Below are 17266 nucleotides of genomic sequence, written 5' to 3' on the forward strand. Positions count from 1 at the left end.
AATACTGCCAGAGTGCATCTACATAAGTCAAGTCCTATGAATAACTCTTACGAGAATTCGTTCCTTTCTAAATCAATTTTTACCACTCAGAACATTGTCTTAGCTAATATTGGCTGGGCTGTACTGGCGCTGCTATACTTTTTATTGTTTAGTGCCAAAGTTCCCGGAGCGGATGGCATAGAAAGCCGAGCCGAGTGGTATGTGATTGGCACAAATATTTTTGAAGCTTTAGCTTATTTGGGTGCCAGTATCTTATGCTTGAGGAACTGGCTGAGTCCGCAAATCGTCAGTGGACGGAATGTTTGGCTCTTAATTGGGTTAGGTATGCTTTCCTATTTCGTTGGGGGGATATTTTTCGGCTATACCGAAATAATTTTGAAAGATGAACCGGATGTGTCTTTAGGCGATATATTTTTTGTACTTAGTTATCTATTACTTGGCGCAGGAATGATTTTAGCTGTGGCTTCCAGGCGAATCAATCTAGAAAAATGGCAGTGGCTAATTGTGTTAGCAATTGCAATGTTCGGTAGTTTGTTGGCATGGTGGATTTCTATGCAACAAGAAACACCCTCAGAATTGCTAGTCGCTATTTTGAATTGGTTTTATGTAGTTAGCGATGTGGTTTTGTTAATTATTGCTACCACTCTGTTGCTAGCCTTTTGGGGGGGAAGAGTTTCTCAGTCTTGGCGAATGATTGCGGCGGCGGCCTTTTCGCTCTACATTGCAGATATGTGGTTTAAATACGCCCAAGACCCCAATTATCAAAGTGGGGAAATATTAGAAGTGTTTTGGGTGTTTAGTGGAGTGTTATTTGGACTGGGCGCTGTCTTAGAATATGACGCATCACTAAGACGAACGCGGCGTACCAGTGGACGTAAACGAGCTTAGTAAAGATTTTTGGTATCTACCGTGAGAAAATTAACAGACTCTGACAAGCAAGAAATTCTTAAGTTATATCGAGAGACTGCCGAAACAACCTCAACTTTGGCAGACCGCTATGGTGTGAGTAATTCGACAATTAGTCGCCTGCTCAAAAGCACGTTGCCAGAAGATGAGTATGAATACTTAGTCTCTTTGAAACGAGCTGCGAGAACTCCTGAGGGAAGGGCACAGGTAAGCTATGAGCAGTTACCACTGCTAAGTCAACCAGAGCCAGAGATAGAAGTTCCACCTATCGAGAGCCACCCTGTGGAATTGCCAAAGGTTGAGCCACTACCACGTAAGATAATTCGTGTAGAGCAGGAACTTTACTCAGAGGAAACAGCGGAGTCAATCGCCGCTAGTAGACGGGTACGGCGACGCCCTTCGGCGGCGGAAAAACCCAAGCTCCGAGTCACAGAGAAATTAGAAACTCCAGAGCCAAAGCTGCCGGAAATAGTCAGCATCCCCATCCCACCCCTCAAGAATGAACATCCAGGAGCGGCCGTCATCGCGCACATGCTGGGCGATGATTTGCTAGATGAATCAGAGGATTTAGATGATTTAGATGATGATGATTTAGATGACGACGATTTTGAGGAAGAAGACTTTGATGACGATGACCTGGATGAGGACAGACCTTTAGTCACAAAAAGAAGACCAGGTGAAGCATCAGTTCAAGTTTTACCTCTGTCGATAGCCAATTTGCCAAAAACTTGTTATTTGGTAATTGACCGTTCCTCAGAATTAATTACCCGACCTCTGAAGGACTTTGGTGATTTGGGGCAAATTCCCAGCTTGGAAACCCAGCAAAGAACTCTACCAGTGTTTGATAACCATCGCGTCGCCAAGCGTTTTTCTACGAAGCGCGATCGCGTGATTAAGGTTCCAGATAGTAAAATGCTCCATAAGGCTCGTACTCATTTAGAAGCCAAGGGCATTACGCGACTGTTGATTGATGGTCAAGTCTATTCCTTGTCTACGGTTTAAGATTGGGCATGGGGCATGGGGCATGGGGCATGGGGCATGGGGCATTGTTTATTTCCCTTGTCTCTCTAATTTCCCCTACTCCCTACTCCCCTCAACTGTAGACAGCCCTTCCAAAACGCTCTGCTAAGTAGATAATGTCTTGTTTACGAGCAATTTGGTTCATCCATTGTCTGGGAATATTTTCCACACCGTAGTAAATTCCCGCTAACCCACCGGTGACGGCGGCGGTAGTATCTGTATCTCCACCTAAGTTGACAGCTTTTAGCACCGCCTCAGAATAAGACGAGCTATTTAATAAACACCATAGGGATGACTCTAAGGTGTCAATCACATAGCCGCCAGAATTAATCTCTTCTACTGGTACTTTGGCAATCTCACCACTGAAAACTCTGCCAAAATGGGGCTTCTCTAATAAAAATTCCCGCACAGAATAAATTGTTTGGATGTCTTGCAATCCTTGTAAATAAGCTGTTTGCGGGTCAGCCCCTTCTAAGAGTGCCACTGCAATACTAATATAAATGCCACAGGCCATTTGCGAACGGAGATGAGCATGGGTAATGGAAGAAACTTGATGTACCCGTGCAATCAATTCATCCAGAGTTAAACTTTTGTGACAATAAGCCATCGGCAAGATTCTCATCAGAGAACCATTGCCATTACTATATTCACTACTACCACCTGCTTTCAGAGGTGGAGTTCCTTGTTTCCAGTTGACAATTGCTAAAAACGTGGTGTTACCGATATCAAATACTTCACCTTGAGCAGTCCAGTAACTTTCGTGATACCAGCGCCAGAAGGAATTAGCAATCGCATCTAGTGAAAATCCCTCACTAAGACATTCTGCCAAGCAAAAGGTCAGCGAACTGTCATCTGACCACGTACCAGCAGGAACATCCCAAGTTCCATAACCCAGCATTGATGTGACTGGAGATTTTACTCGTTCAGCGCGGCTGGTGAACTCCACCGGCACACCCAATGCATCACCAATACATAAACCCATCAAACCAGACAATGTTTTTGCATCGGTTAGCATTTTTCAACCAGTATGAAACTTTTCTACTACTGATTTTACTTGCGAAAAGGCGCTCATCAAACACTTGGTATAATTTCTAATTCCAAACTAGCTATAGACAGCCCTTGCAAAACGTTCTGCTAAGTAGATAATGTCTTGTCTACGAGCAATTTGGTTCATCCATTGTCTGGGAATATTTTCCACACCGTAGTAAATTCCCGCTAACCCACCGGTGACGGCGGCGGTAGTGTCGGTATCTCCGCCTAAATTCACAGCTTTCAATACTGCTTCAGAATAAGACGAGCTATTTAATAAACACCAGAGGGATGACTCCAAGGTGTCAATCACATAGCCGCCAGAATTAATCTCTTCTACTGGTACTTTGGCAATCTCACCACTGAAAACTCTGCCAAAATGGGGCTTCTCTAATAAAAATTCCCGCACAGAATAAATTGTTTGGATGTCTTGCAATCCTTGTAAATAAGCTGTTTGCGGGTCAGCCCCTTCTAAGAGTGCCACTGCAATACTAATATAAATGCCACAGGCCATTTGCGATCGCGCGTGAGCATGAGTAATCGCCGAAACATCATGCACCCGCGCCAGCAATTCAGCTAAAGTGAAGCTTCTGTGACAATAAGCCATTGGCAAGATTCTCATCAACGAACCATTGCCATTACTATTTTCAACTTTACCACCCGCCTGATGGGGAACCACTCCCTGTTTCAGGCGCATAATTGCTGTGTGGGTAGTTTGACCAATATCAAAGACATCGCCACGGGGAGTCCAGTAAGCCTCCTTGTACCAGCGCCAGAAGGAATTGGCTATGGCATCCAACGAATACCCCCTACAAAGGCATTCCGCCAAGCAAAAGCTTAAGGAACTGTCATCTGACCAAGTTCCTGGTGGTTGATTCCATGTGCCATAACCAAGAATTGTTGTCACTGGAGATTTTACTCGTTCAGCACGGCTAGTAAACTCCACCGGCACACCCAACGCATCACCGACACATAAACCCATCAAACCAGACAACGTTTTTGCAGCGGTTAGCATTATTCAATCTCCACAAGAATTGCTCAAAATTAACTTTATAGATTCCCTCTATAGCTTGTTGCAACAGATGCTACAGCCTACTTTTTCATCCTCTGTGAAAAGCTCGGCAAAAAAATGTTAACCGGATATTTTATTTGCCATGTCCCAACTTAGTTTTAGTTCCAAATATTGTGACAGTTTTAAAAGCGTCTATCTGGAGATAAAGAAGCAGGATTAAAATACATTTAAATGTAATTATAACAACTTATTTATAAATTTCAGGATTAGCTACCCTGTAAGCGCTATGCATCAATAACAACAGTCATTTAAGAAAATTTGAGAATCATTTGGAACATTCTCGCATGATTTTCGACCTTGAATATATAAGTAAAAAATACAAATTTTGGTGAAAATTATGAAACGCTTACTCAAGTCTTTCTTGACAATTTCTGCATTGTCTTCCTTAATAGTTGCTCCTTTTGTTCTATCAGCTGGTCAAGCTTCTGCTGAAATCAAAAAGGGTACTGATGCTAGTTATGTTGGCGCTGGTGTTGCAGCTGGCGTTACCAGTGGCGGACAAGGTATCAACGATGATGCCACATTTGGTGGTAATGTTACAGGTCGTGTGAAATTAGGAACTACGCCATTTTCTGCACGCGGTAATGTCCTCTGGAGTGATAAAACAAGTGCCATTATCCCAGAACTTTCTGTGGATGTACCCATTGCGAATAGAACTAACGCCTATTTAACTGGTGGTTATTCTTTTGTAGAAAAAGATGGCTCACCAACTCCTATAGGTAACAAAGATTCAGTAGTGGTAGGTGCTGGTGTTGAATCGGAAGTTGCTAACAATTTCCTCGTCTACACTAATGCCAAAGTCGGAATTGGTGCTTACCAAAATAGCGATGCTTCTGCTGTTAGCATTAATGGTGGTATTGGCTATCGCTTCAAATAAAAGATTATTGAGTCCTCAGTCACTCTATACTTTATTTAAGTACTCAGGACTCAGCACTAAAAAATCACTACTCCCAAAAGCTGGTTTTGTTAAGTGTTACATTACTGACAAAGCCAGCTTTTGCCGTGGTAAAATTAAAATATTCCTCATTATTCCGGCCGGATTACCGGGGATCAAGTAGTCAAAGGGTGCTGATTCGGCGTCTACTTAATGCTTTATTGAGAATCCTATACAAGTCTAATGGTTAAATCTGCTCCTTCCCCCATCGCTAGCCGTAAGCCTTCCAAAGTAGAAGGAATCAAGGAAAATAGTAATTTTTTGCGTGAACCTGTAGCAACTGAGATCCTTGAAGATACTACCCATTTTACCGAAAATGCGGTGCAGCTTTTGAAGTTTCATGGTTCTTACCAGCAGGATAACCGCGACAACCGCACCAAGGGACAGGAAAAAGATTACCAGTTTATGCTGCGGACAAAAAATCCGGGTGGTTTAGTACCGCCAGAGCTATATCTGGCTTTAGATAAAATAGCTGATGAGTATGGCAACCATACGTTACGAGCAACTACCCGTCAAGGTTTCCAACTGCACGGAATTTTAAAGAAGAATCTAAAATCAGCGATCGCCACCATTGTCAATAATCTGGGTTCGACTTTAGGTGCTTGCGGCGACATTAATCGCAACGTGATGGCACCACCAGCCCCCTTTAAGAATCGCCCAGACTATCAATATGCTTGGGAGTATGCCCAGAATATTGCTGACTTGCTGTCACCACAAACGGGTGCTTATTACGAAATTTGGTTAGATGGGGAAAAAGCAATTAGTGCTGAAGAAGACCCAGAGGTGAAGGCAGCTCGACAGCGCAATGGGAATGGCACAATTATCCATGACAACGAAGAACCGATTTATGGCACTCACTATATGCCCCGCAAGTTTAAAATTTGCGTAACGGTGCCAGGAGATAATTCGGTTGATTTGTATTCCCAAGACCTGACATTGGTAGTAATTACCAATAAAAAGAAACAGCTGGAAGGATTTAATATTTTTGCTGGTGGTGGCTTGGGTAGAACCCACGGTAAAGAAGAAACTTTCGCTAGGTTAGCAGACCCGATAGGTTATGTGGCGAAGGATGACATTTACGACATCGTCAAAGCAATTGTTGCTACCCAGAGAGATTATGGCGATCGCACTGACCGTCGTCATGCCAGACTAAAATATCTAATCAACGATTGGGGCGTAGAAAAATTCCGTACCCAAGTTGAAGAATATTTCGGTAAATCAATTGAAGCCTTCAAACCACTGCCAGAGTTTAAATTTTACGACTTCCTCGGCTGGAATGAACAAGGTGATGGCAAGCTATTCTTAGGAATTTCCATTGAAAATGGTCGAGTCAAGGATGAAGGTTCGTTTCAACTGAAAACCGCCTTGCGGGAAATTGTCGAACAGTTCAACTTACCCATCCGCCTGACATCGAACCAAAACGTGATTTTTTACGATATCGAACCAGATAGCAAGCAAGCTATTCAAGACATTCTTAGCCGTTACGGTGTGGGAGACGAACCTAGTAAAATCGAACCTTTGGTGCGGTATGCAATGGCTTGTCCGGCTTTACCCACTTGCGGCTTGGCAATCACCGAATCAGAACGGGCAATACCAGGGATTTTGGAGCGAGTTCGCGCTCTCTTGGATAAACTAGGTTTACAAAAAGAACATTTTGTGGTAAGGATGACAGGATGCCCCAATGGGTGCGCTCGTCCTTACTTGGCTGAATTGGCTTTTGTTGGTAGCGCTCCAGAATCTTACCAATTATGGTTAGGGGGTTCGCCAAATCAGACTCGACTGGCACAACCTTACATAGAAAAGCTGCATCATAATGATTTAGAAAGCTTCTTAGAGCCGATTTTTGTTTACTTTAAGAAATCTCGGAAATCAAAGGAAAGCTTTGGTGATTTTTGCGATCGCATTGGTTTTGATGCTATCCGCGAATTTGCTGCTAGCTACGATCCCCAAACAGCCAATGGTGCAAACAAATCACGCCATCGGGTAAATTTGAAAGAAGAGGTTTATGGCAAGTTGAAGGAAGTAGCAGAAAGCCAAGGTAAGCCGATGACTCAGTTAGTGACTGAAGCACTAGAAGCTTACTTCCAGAATCTTTCGTAAGCCGAAAAGTTTAAAATCATAAAATCAAAGAGAGACACAGATAAATCCATCTGTGTCTCTCTCGCGTAAATCCTAATACGGTTAGGTAACACATCCACAGGAAGACTGAACTATGGTAACGACAGCAAAATTCGCAGAAACTAGGGATGTGTTGCAAAACATCAGCTGGCAAACATTCAAAGCTATGCTGGCAGATATGGGATGTGAGCGAAATAAAAGGCTTGCTTATGACAACGGAATAGTAGAAATTATGACTCCGCTAATGCTGCATGAGAACTCAAACCGTCTCATCGAAGGTTTTGTTCTTGTGCTGTGTGAAGAATTTGGTTTAGAAGTCAAAAGCGCTGGCTCGTTGACTATGACGCGGGATGATTTGGAGCAAGGAGGCGAACCGGACAGTAGTTACTATATCCAAAACGAATTCTTAGTCCGCAACAAAGAAAATATTGACCTAAATACAGATCCACCACCAGACATAGTAGTGGAAGTGGAATATTCTAGACCCAAGATAGACAAGTTAAGCCTTTATGCTTCAATGGGAGTCCCAGAATTCTGGCGGTATAACGGAAATGTCTTGAGAATCTACGCCCTTAACAATGGACAATACTCGCAAAGCGATCGCAGTCCAACTTTTGCGCCCGTGTTGGTGACAGAGATTCCCCGATTTATCCAAGAAAGCAAGAAAGTTGGACAAATAGCAGTAACTCGTGCTTTCCGTACCTGGGTTAGACAGCAGATGTCTACAGCAGGGCAATAATTTATTAAGAAAAATGTCTCAACTGCAAAGAATTGCGATCGCACCTTCTCAACTCCAACAAGGGCAAATTTTGCTCACAAAAGAACAACAACATTATTTGGCCCGTGTGCTGCGTTTGCGTGAAGGCGATCGCTTTATTGCAATGGATGGTAAGGGAAAATCATGGTTAGCACAGCTAGCAGGGGAACAAGCACAGGTTTTAGAACCGCTTTTAGTGGAAACAGAATTACCTATATCAATTACGCTGATGGTGGCGTTGCCCAAAGGTAATGGATTTGATGAAGTGGTGAGGTGTTGTACAGAGTTGGGAGTAACTTGTATTGCACCAGTATTGAGCGATCGCACTTTACTTCATCCTAGTCCTCAAAAGCTTGAACGTTGGCGGCGCATCGCTGCGGAAGCCGCCGAGCAATCAGAGCGCTCGTTTGTACCGACAATTTTAGAGCCTGTTACTTTTAATACTGCTTTGTCATTAGTCATTGGTCATTCATCATTTGCAACCAGTCAGCAATATATCTGTGTAGCGCGTGGCGAGTTTCCACATTTAAAAGATTGCTTACAGCACAAAGGACAAATGACAAATGACAAAGGACAAATGACAAATGACATAGGACAAGAAACAATTGTCATTGCTACTGGGCCAGAGGGAGGATGGACAACACCAGAAATTGAGAATGCGATCGCATCTGGATTTCAACCTGTTTCCCTTGGTCGCCGCATTCTGAGAGCAGTTACGGCCCCAGTAGTAGCATTATCCTTGATTACCGCAGCTTGTGAAGTATAAATGATGTATAGCTCACGCAAAAATAATTTTGCATGAGACATCACTCCACTGTCTATTTAAAGTGATGATTGAGCAAGTTGCGATCGCCTTTGAGCATAAAGATTATCAAACAGCTGCTAAATTACTCAAACAGCTGCTAGTAGAATCGCCAGAACATCCTTGGGTACAATATTATCTCGGTCGGCTACATGAAGTATCTGAAAAACACCAAGATGCAGAAAAAATTTATCGGCAACTGCTGCGAGATACAAGGAACGCCAAAATAGTAACGCTCGCACGCGAAGGTTTGCGACGACTACAAGAAATGGAGCTTGAAGAAAGACAAAGAGCCATTTCCCAAGCAAAATCTGAACCAAATAATACCGAACTTGGCGTACTAGTCTTAGAACCACTCAGTAACGAGATGAAAGCAGAAGCATCTCGGAAATTCGCCCAGATTATGCAACTAGACCCCTACACTGCACGGCTATTACTACCAAGTCGTGGCTGGAGGTTGTACCGCACTGGACAAGTGGGAGAACTAAAATTTTACGGCAAACAGTTACAGCAAGCTGGTATTCCTTGCTTTTGGGCAACGATAGCTCAAATTCAACAAATTCAAGTTTATCAAGTCAAATATTTTCAAGAATGTACCCCACAAACTACTGTTGTTTGCCGCAATGAGGCAAATCAACTCGGTTCTCTCACCTTTGACTGGTCAGAAGTCACAGCAAGGGTAGTAGGACTGTTGCCCATTTTCGAGGAAGTGGTAGATCGAGATGTGCGCGGTAAACTGGAACGGAAAACTCAAACACAAGACTATGCCCAGTTTTGTGATTTACACATACCTGGTAGACGTTCCATTCTCCGATTTGATGATAGCGGCTATGAATTTCAGGAAGGTTTAGAAATCATTCCTCAAGCTAGCCAAAATACAATCAGAATTAATTGGAATATTTTGTCGAGTTGGATTGACCAGCAACTACCTCAAGTCAAAATTTGGTCAGATTTCACGTCCTTTGCGGATACAACATTAGATCAAACAGAAATGCTGAGTCATATCAAGTCTCACATTCATTTGTTGCGTAGAGAACAGACTAATTGGGACTCAGCTTTTCAGCTATATAGTGGACTGATATTGCTTAAAAATACTAATTAGTTGTGCAAATAAACCAACCTGAAAAAATGTAGTTGTAGTGGAGAAAATTAAGCGATCGCTTCTACTTTGGAGAGTTCATCCATCTACAACTAGCAAAGTTATCTTAACCTTACATCTTCACATTGAATCTACAGAGACCGTAAATTTACGGTCTCTATAAAAAATTATTTAGGCGTTTTAACCTGACGTGCCATCTCTAAATAAGCACTCATATTCGCCCCTGGACGCCGACGACCATTAGAGCTAGTAGTCGAAGGAGCAAGATATTTTGGCGCAAAGGTTGTTTCAGTTGGCTGCTCTTTGATTACTTTGGCTGCTGCGGCTTTTGCATTTTTGCCAGGTTCAACTTTAAGGCCCTCAGCAGTCTGGACTAGTTGAACATCAGCTGGTTTGGGATTTTTAGCTGATTTTGCCTTACCATTAGCTGCGGCAGTTTTTGTTCCGTTCAATGAATCTGGCTTGGATGGAGTTGGTGCTTCTGAAGCAATTGTTGCCGTTACTTTCTTAGCATTCGATGCAACTGTCTCTGCTACTTTCTTCGCGTTCGATGCTACCTCTTTAGCAGCATCTTTGGCAGCATCTTTGGCTTCGTCCAGTTCTAAGAAGTAGCCGTTGCTTTTCTTCTTCCCTGGTAACAGTCCGGTAATGAAACCCAAAATACCCGAAATTAACTTTTTGATAAAATCCACTACAATTACTCCTGCCTGTTATAGTTGGAACTCAACCGTAATTGTTAAAAATTACGACAAAATGTTACATTTTCTACTTTGCGTCACCCCGTTCTGGTGACAACCCTTATAGGTTTGTGCTTAATTAACATTGTAGTAAAACTACAGGACAAATGTTCTCTTACAAGCATTTGCAACCTGCATACACCGAGAACTAATTATTAAATTTTACTGTAACTAAGAGCAAGATTCTGAAAGCAAGCTTTACAAAAATTAACATTTATTTTTTTAGTAAATACTTATTCAATTGAAATAAGCAGTTTACTCTCAACCAGTGGGAGAACTGTCATAGCCTATTGGCAGATGGTGAGCTTAATTGGTTAAATTTTATACAAATTATTTTTGAGTGCATTTCAGTTTTGCAAAAACATTTTTTAAAGAATCCGAAAAGCAATAGCTTCAGTTTGTAGAGCAGTATGTATCTACGAAAGTGAAATACACCCCTTAATTCAGCCAGATTTTGTAAATGAACACTGAAAATCAGCAGCGCAATCCCGTTTTGTTAATACACGGCATTGACGATACAGAGGCAGTTTTCCATAAAATGAGGGCATACCTCATACAACGGGGTTGGTCTGTATATAGCCTGAATCTGGTTCCTAATAATGGTGATGTGGGTCTTGATGAATTGGCAAAGCAGGTAGCCGATTATGTTACAGCTACCTTTGCATCAGAACAACGCCTAGATTTAGTAGGCTTCAGTATGGGAGGAATTGTCAGCCGTTACTATGTTCAGCGACTAGGAGGAATTAACCGCGTGCAGCGGTTTATCACCATCTCTTCGCCCCATCATGGAACTGTCGTTGCTTATGGTTCTTGGCGTCCTGGTTGCGTACAAATGCGCCCTGACAGCCTTTTTCTCAAGGATTTAAATTCTGATGCTGTAATATTGGGGCAGCTAGATTTTACATCTATCTGGACACCTTATGATTTGATGATTGTCCCAGCTAATAGTTCACAAATGTCTGTAGGAAGTGAAGTAATAGTACCAGTTGCTCTACACCCGTGGATGCTGACAGACTCCAGAAGTTTAGCAGTAGTGCAAGCAGCTTTAACAGAAGGTATTAAGCTGCCCTTGCTGAAGAAAAAATCCAGTCAGTAGCTAGAATAATCGCCACGCTGGATTTATTCATCTTTAATTACGAATTACGAATTACGAATTACGAATTACTTAAGTCTTATCCCCAATTTGTGTATGTTCGTAACTCCCAAAAATCGCGTCTGGGTGACGATAATACTTGAACTCCATGAGGTTATAAAAGGGATCTTCTAAAAAGAAAGTGCGATGCTCAAGAGGAGAACCAACAAAGCGATTTTTGGTTTCTTCGCGAAAAAGTAGCTGTTGTTGTTGCGCCCTTTCGAGTAAGTCTTGCCAGTCACGTTCTTGGGTAAAAATTAGCCCAAAGTGTCTGGGATATATGGTATGTTGCGGTGTCAAGGGTTCTTTGGTGACGTGAGCCACTAGTTGATGACCGTAGAGATTGAGAATCAGGGCATGGTGGTTTTCACGACCAGGAATGCAGCCCAAGCCATCTACATAATATGCTTTTGTCTGGGCAATATTAGTTACAGGAAAAGCCAGATGGAATAAAGTTTGGCTCATAGCTTGTATGAAAAAGATTTGTAGTTGATGCTATCTACAATTTATGCTGTTAAATCTTGATTGTGGTCAACTTGAACACAGTTTTAATTGACATTAACTTATATTCTTTATCCTTATAACTTTCAACTGCTGAACTCTGCGGCTACTGACTTCGCACTCTATCTGCATAATTTAGATAATTTACACTTAATTTTTTAGGTAACTGCTTTGTATTGTGTAGTTATAATAATTGGGGTTTGTATATGCAGATGCTTAGGAACAGTATATTTAATAACTTACCACTTTCATAAGGTGTTTTGGGAATTTAACGCGCCCGATGAAAGTACTTTGAGTACATAACGCACTCGAAGAGTCCACGCAACTAAACAGAAGTTTTGCATTTTGTTTAATCCACGTTCTTGATTCAATATTGCAGTGTATATCTAAGACATTGTTTTTAGTTTTAAACTCAGCTTTTAGCGCGATGCCTACGCAATTTAGTTAATAATACAAACATATTACTTGAGCTAGAGAGGTTTCAGAAATTAAGCACGAAGTGTGACAAATTCGTTATTCTGTTGATATTCAGACAAAATTACTCATGATTAATTGCTGATGTCATCCTTAATTGATTCTGTTAATCCTTGGTTAGTAGCAGTTGTATTAAACACAATTTTATTGGGTGTAGCTTGGATTGCTCCGAAAAAGTTACTTACCCCTGCTGGATTATTCCACGCCTGGTTCCTAGCCATTTTAATTTGGGTAACTCTAGGCTGGCAAGGATACGCAGTAGTAATGTTCTATTTTCTGGTTGGTTCTGGCGTTACCCGCATCGGTATGGCGCAGAAGGAGGCAGAAGGAATTGCCGAAAAGCGTTCTGGGGCAAGAGGCCCAGAAAATGTTTGGGGTTCGGCTTTGACTGGGGCGCTGTGTGCCTTGGGAGTAGGGTTGATAAATTCAGGATTCCTCGTACCTACTTCCCAGTCCCTAATCCCTAATCCCCAGTCCCTATTATTATTAGGCTATGTAGCGAGTTTCAGTACCAAGCTGGCTGACACCACCGCCAGCGAAGTTGGTAAAGCTTATGGTAAAAGTACTTTTTTGATTACCACACTCCAACCAGTGCCACGGGGTACAGAAGGAGCGATAAGCTTGGAAGGAACTCTAGCTGGGATTGTCGCTTCTGTGGCGATCGCATTTATTGGTTGGGGAGTTGGTTTAATTGATCTATTAGGAGTCGTTTGGTGTGTACTGGCAGCATTTATTGCCACCAACTTAGAAAGTGTAATCGGGGCAACACTGCAATCTAAGTATACTTGGCTGACTAATGAAGTAGTAAATATTTTTAATACATTAATCGGTGCGATCGCGGCTATGCTACTTGCTTGGACATGGATAAGTTTCATTAAGTAGACCAGCTAGAATAAACAATTACTCGTTTAGGTGGGGCATTGGCCATTGGGAGAAAATCAGTAATCTACCTTACTACTGTCCTACCGTTGACATTTTCAATCCTGTTTTGTCCCCGCTAGACTGTAAAAGTGATCGTGGGAAATTATATTATTTGCTAGCTATATAATTTTTTGACCATCCAGACGTAATTAGTTCATGGAATCTTTATCATATTTATCAATCAACAACCAGATGATTTCTATATGATTTAAAAGTCCTATAAGTGTTTAACCATTTTCACATAATTAGTTCATGGAATCTTTATCATTTTTGACAATTAATGACCAAATAATTTCTATTGAGGAAGCAGTAAAGTACCTGCAAGCCTCTGGAAAATTGGGACAATTCATTGGGGATATTCTCCGCCAGTACGTGATTGAGGAAGAAATCCGAACACGAGACGATCTTGAAATTGGCACAGCAATAACTGAACAGTCAATTATTGACTTTAGGCTGAAAAATCAACTGACTGATCCCCAAAGTTTTCAAGAATGGTTACAGACCAACAACACAGATTACGCTACCTTTCACACATCAGTTACTTTTGGTTACAAGCTAGAAAAGCTGAAAGCTGTAGTGACGGAAACAAAACTCCAAGAATATTTTATTGAGCGCAAGATTTTTTTGGATCGGGTAGTACTTTCTCGGATTGTTGTTGATAATCGAGAATTGGCAGACGAACTACACACGCAAATTGAAGAAGGAGGTAGTTTTGAGCAACTAGCTAAAGAGTATTCACTTTCAGATGACCGAATTGTGAACGGCATGATGGGAATAGTCAGCCGAGGAAGTATGCCAGATATATTACGGGCAGCTATTGATGTGGCAAGTCCTGGACAATTAGTAGGACCAATAGAAATCGTTGGCAAAGACTCTCCCCAAGGAGAAGGACCTTATGGTTTGTTTCGAGTAGAACAATTTCTGCCAGCGTCTTTAGAAGATACTCAACTAAAGCAAGCACTACAAAATGAGTTATTTGAAAAATGGCTAGCAGAGAAAATTCAAAAACTGACAGTCAAGTTACAAGTGAGTTAAAAATTCTGGATAATGAATCTTTACGATTAAAAGTGCTAGCTTCTTTGCCTTGGAATCAGACACCACTATGCTGGCTGACTCCAGAACAACAGTCCCAATTAGAAAATGAGTGCCAAACCCGTCAATATCGTCTTGGAGAAAAAATCTGGTCAAACGATGTCGGTGGTTATCAATTTTTAATTGTGGCTGGAAAAGTCCGCTTGCGAGAAGAGGGCGTTGGTAAACCAATAGCTGCTCTAGATGCGGGGGATTGGTTTGGTGATTTACAAAAGCTGTCTGCGGATTTTAAAGCTGTAGCCGCCAGTAAAGAAGTGGTAGTAGTTTATTGGGATACTGCGCTGTGGACAGAATTTTCTAACCCCCAAATTCAGGAGTTCTGGCAAGTCTTACCAGTGAATATTGAGGGAGAAAGAGAGACATTTTCATTCTCTTCCACTCCTTCACTAGCACCAGCCTCAGAAGGGACTTCCAGTCCCCACAGCCTTCAACCCCAAAGAGGACTCCCAGGCGCCAATTTAATCGTCTCAAATTATCCGTTTGTTGCCAGTTGGAACACCGCTGCTGCTTGTTTAACAATGGTGGCGCAACAGTTAGAAAATTCTGTGCAACTGGAATGGGTGCAGCGTCAACTCAGAGGACAACGCCCAAAACAGGTTGTGGAAGCAGGAGAAAAATTAGGGTTAGTGTTGCGGCGCTTACAAGTGAGTTGGGGTGAATTGCGACAGCTGTCATTTCCAGCTTTATTACTGTGGAATTCTGACTCACCCCAGAGTCCATCCTGGGTGGTAGCTTATGGAGTTAAAGGCGATCGCTTAATTATCGCTAATCCTTTAAATCCCGAACGGACTTGTGAAACCTTGCCGCAGTCCATAGTTGAGGCGTCTTGGGATGGACAATTGTGGCAAGTAGAACTCATATCTAAGCAAGAAACATTTAACCTGAGTTGGTTCACCCCAGCAGTTTGGAAGTATAAGGGATTGCTCACAGAAGTATTGTTGGCATCTTTTACCTTGCAGCTTTTGGGGTTAACAACACCGCTAATTACACAAGTTGTCATTGATAAAGTGATGGTGCAAGGGAGTTTGCCGACTCTCGATGTCATGGCGATCGCACTTTTATGCGTAGCCATATTTGAGTCCATACTTGGCATTCTCCGCCTATTCATCTTTACCCATACAGCTCGTCGTCTGGATTTGAGTTTATCAGCACAGCTATTTCGCCATCTAATGCGTCTGCCTTTGGCTTATTTTGAGTCACGGCGCGTCGGAGACACAGTAGCACGAGTCCAAGAACTCGAACAAATTCGTCAGTTTCTCACAGGTACAGCATTAACTGTAATTCTAGATAGCATCTTTGCTGTGGTATATCTGGCATTGATGTTTTACTATAACGTCCCACTCACCTTTGTCGCTTTAGCAGTACTGCCGCTATTTGCCACATTAACTATAGTTGCGACACCAATTCTGCGTAACTGGCTAAACGAAACTTTCAACCGTTCTGCCGATAGTCAATCGTTTCTAGTAGAGACAATTACAGGAATTCACTCCGTTAAAGCCCATGCAGCCGAACCAGTAGCCCGCGATCGCTGGGAAGGCTTATTTGCTCGCTTCATTCGCACAGGTTTTAAAGCCTCTACCACCTCCAATATCAGCAGCAATATTGGTGACTTTCTCACCAATTTCTCCACCATGCTGATTCTTTGGTTTGGAGCCAAATTAGTCATTGAACAAAAGCTCACAATCGGGCAGCTAGTAGCATTTCAAATGCTGTCTGGTAGAGTCACAGGCCCACTTTTGCGCTTAGTACAGTTGTGGCAAAACCTTCAACAAGTGCTACTTTCTGTAGATCGCATTGGTGATATTCTCAACGTCTCCCCAGAAGCAGAACTGGGAACTGGTCTAGTTTTACCACCCCTGAAAGGACAAGTCACTTTTGAGCAAGTATTTTTCCGCTATCGGCCAAACTTTGAAGCCATTCTGCGGGGAATCTCTTTCAATGCCGAACCAGGGCAATTTGTCGGCATTGTCGGACGTAGCGGTTCTGGGAAAAGTACCCTATCTAAACTATTGCAACGCCTCTATCAAATTGAATCAGGACGCATCCTTATTGATGGTTTTGATATAAAAAGTGCCGATTTAGCCTCACTGCGGCAACAAGTTAGTGTAGTTCTTCAAGAAGACTTTTTATTCAACGGTTCCATTTTGGAAAATATCACTCTCGGTAGTCCCGACATTACCGCAGAGCAAGTAGTAGAGGCAGCAAGACTAGCAGTAGCACACGACTTCATCAGTCAATTACCATACGGTTACGAAACCAATGTTGGTGAACGCGGTACAGCTTTATCTGGTGGACAGAGACAACGTATTGCCCTAGCAAGGCTATTTCTTTCCCAAGCACCGATTTTGGTTTTGGATGAAGCTACCAGCGCTTTGGATAGTGAAACTGAACAACAAGTACTGCAAAACCTGCAAAAAATTTCTGCTAATCGTACCGTGTTTCTAATTGCTCACCGCTTTGCTCCCCTCAAACGTGCTGATTTGATTTTGGTATTAGAGCAAGGTGTGATTGCCGAGCGTGGTACTCATGCACAGTTGTTGCAACAAAAGGGTTTGTACTGGTCACTATATCAACGTCAGCAAGCAAATATCTAGCATGAACTAGCTCAAAACTTGTGGTTAGTACAGCACAGACAAGTAGGGGCAATTCATGAATTGCCCCTACTTGAGCAA

General features: G+C 42.3%; 15 protein-coding genes. 11 read left to right on the top strand and 4 right to left on the bottom strand.

What is annotated here, in order from left to right:
* The first annotated feature begins 36 nt into the window (after nt 1-36).
* Entirely contained in the window at nt 37-888 is an 852-nt protein-coding gene (locus ACWATR_RS17385; RefSeq protein ID WP_069072113.1) for a hypothetical protein, read from the top strand.
* 21 nt (nt 889-909) lie between these two features.
* Complete coding sequence (locus tag ACWATR_RS17390; RefSeq protein ID WP_460334853.1) at nt 910-1908, top strand: transposase; 999 nt, start codon at nt 910-912, stop codon at nt 1906-1908.
* Nucleotides 1909-1999: 91 nt separating this feature from the next.
* On the opposite strand, the gene ACWATR_RS17395 is transcribed toward ACWATR_RS17390, so the two are convergent.
* Together ACWATR_RS17395 and ACWATR_RS17400 are read right to left on the bottom strand one after the other, a co-directional pair.
* On the bottom strand, nt 2000-2941 hold the full coding sequence (locus ACWATR_RS17395) for an ADP-ribosylglycohydrolase family protein (protein WP_460334856.1): 942 nt from the start codon (nt 2939-2941) through the stop codon (nt 2000-2002).
* Between the two features lie 87 nt (nt 2942-3028).
* A complete protein-coding gene (locus ACWATR_RS17400; RefSeq protein ID WP_460334859.1) occupies nt 3029-3970 on the bottom strand; it encodes an ADP-ribosylglycohydrolase family protein in 942 nt (313 codons plus the stop codon).
* Nucleotides 3971-4364: 394 nt separating this feature from the next.
* On the opposite strand from ACWATR_RS17400, the gene ACWATR_RS17405 reads away from it, so the two are divergent.
* The 5 genes from ACWATR_RS17405 (at nt 4365) to ACWATR_RS17425 (ending at nt 9740) form a co-directional block, all read left to right on the top strand.
* Nucleotides 4365-4904, top strand: a complete 540-nt coding sequence (locus ACWATR_RS17405; RefSeq protein ID WP_460334862.1) for a hypothetical protein — start codon at nt 4365-4367, stop codon at nt 4902-4904.
* Nucleotides 4905-5144: 240 nt separating this feature from the next.
* Nucleotides 5145-7061: a sulfite reductase, ferredoxin dependent gene (gene sir / locus ACWATR_RS17410; RefSeq protein WP_460334864.1), complete on the top strand. Its 1917-nt coding sequence runs from the start codon at nt 5145-5147 to the stop codon at nt 7059-7061.
* A gap of 112 nt (nt 7062-7173) precedes the next feature.
* Nucleotides 7174-7818: a Uma2 family endonuclease gene (locus ACWATR_RS17415; RefSeq protein WP_460334867.1), complete on the top strand. Its 645-nt coding sequence runs from the start codon at nt 7174-7176 to the stop codon at nt 7816-7818.
* A 13-nt stretch (nt 7819-7831) separates the two neighbouring features.
* Nucleotides 7832-8602: a 16S rRNA (uracil(1498)-N(3))-methyltransferase gene (locus ACWATR_RS17420; RefSeq protein WP_460334870.1), complete on the top strand. Its 771-nt coding sequence runs from the start codon at nt 7832-7834 to the stop codon at nt 8600-8602.
* A gap of 64 nt (nt 8603-8666) precedes the next feature.
* Nucleotides 8667-9740: a tetratricopeptide repeat protein gene (locus tag ACWATR_RS17425; RefSeq protein WP_460334873.1), complete on the top strand. Its 1074-nt coding sequence runs from the start codon at nt 8667-8669 to the stop codon at nt 9738-9740.
* Nucleotides 9741-9904: 164 nt separating this feature from the next.
* Here ACWATR_RS17425 and ACWATR_RS17430 read toward each other — a convergent pair whose 3' ends face one another.
* Nucleotides 9905-10429 (bottom strand): hypothetical protein, encoded by a 525-nt coding sequence (locus ACWATR_RS17430; RefSeq protein WP_420762000.1) that lies wholly within the window; start codon nt 10427-10429, stop codon nt 9905-9907.
* Between the two features lie 505 nt (nt 10430-10934).
* Between ACWATR_RS17430 and ACWATR_RS17435 the strand changes: the two genes are divergently transcribed.
* Nucleotides 10935-11570 carry an esterase/lipase family protein gene (locus ACWATR_RS17435; RefSeq protein ID WP_460334876.1) on the top strand — a complete coding sequence of 212 codons (636 nt, stop codon included), beginning with the start codon at nt 10935-10937 and terminating at the stop codon, nt 11568-11570.
* A 69-nt stretch (nt 11571-11639) separates the two neighbouring features.
* On the opposite strand, the gene ACWATR_RS17440 is transcribed toward ACWATR_RS17435, so the two are convergent.
* Entirely contained in the window at nt 11640-12071 is a 432-nt protein-coding gene (locus ACWATR_RS17440) for a VOC family protein (RefSeq protein WP_460334879.1), read from the bottom strand.
* Between the two features lie 594 nt (nt 12072-12665).
* On the opposite strand from ACWATR_RS17440, the gene ACWATR_RS17445 reads away from it, so the two are divergent.
* From ACWATR_RS17445 to ACWATR_RS17455, 3 genes are all read left to right on the top strand, one after another.
* Nucleotides 12666-13463, top strand: coding sequence for a TIGR00297 family protein (locus ACWATR_RS17445; RefSeq protein ID WP_460334882.1), 798 nt, complete (start codon nt 12666-12668; stop codon nt 13461-13463).
* A gap of 291 nt (nt 13464-13754) precedes the next feature.
* The gene (locus tag ACWATR_RS17450) at nt 13755-14537 is read left to right on the top strand and encodes a peptidylprolyl isomerase (RefSeq protein WP_420761997.1); all 783 of its coding nucleotides are present in this window, start codon (nt 13755-13757) and stop codon (nt 14535-14537) included.
* Nucleotides 14486-17188 carry a type I secretion system permease/ATPase gene (locus tag ACWATR_RS17455; RefSeq protein WP_460334886.1) on the top strand — a complete coding sequence of 901 codons (2703 nt, stop codon included), beginning with the start codon at nt 14486-14488 and terminating at the stop codon, nt 17186-17188. The genes ACWATR_RS17450 and ACWATR_RS17455 overlap by 52 nt, the downstream gene beginning before the upstream one ends.
* Nucleotides 17189-17266: the final 78 nt, after the last annotated feature.

It is taken from the genome of Nostoc sp. UIC 10890 (assembly GCF_054786515.1).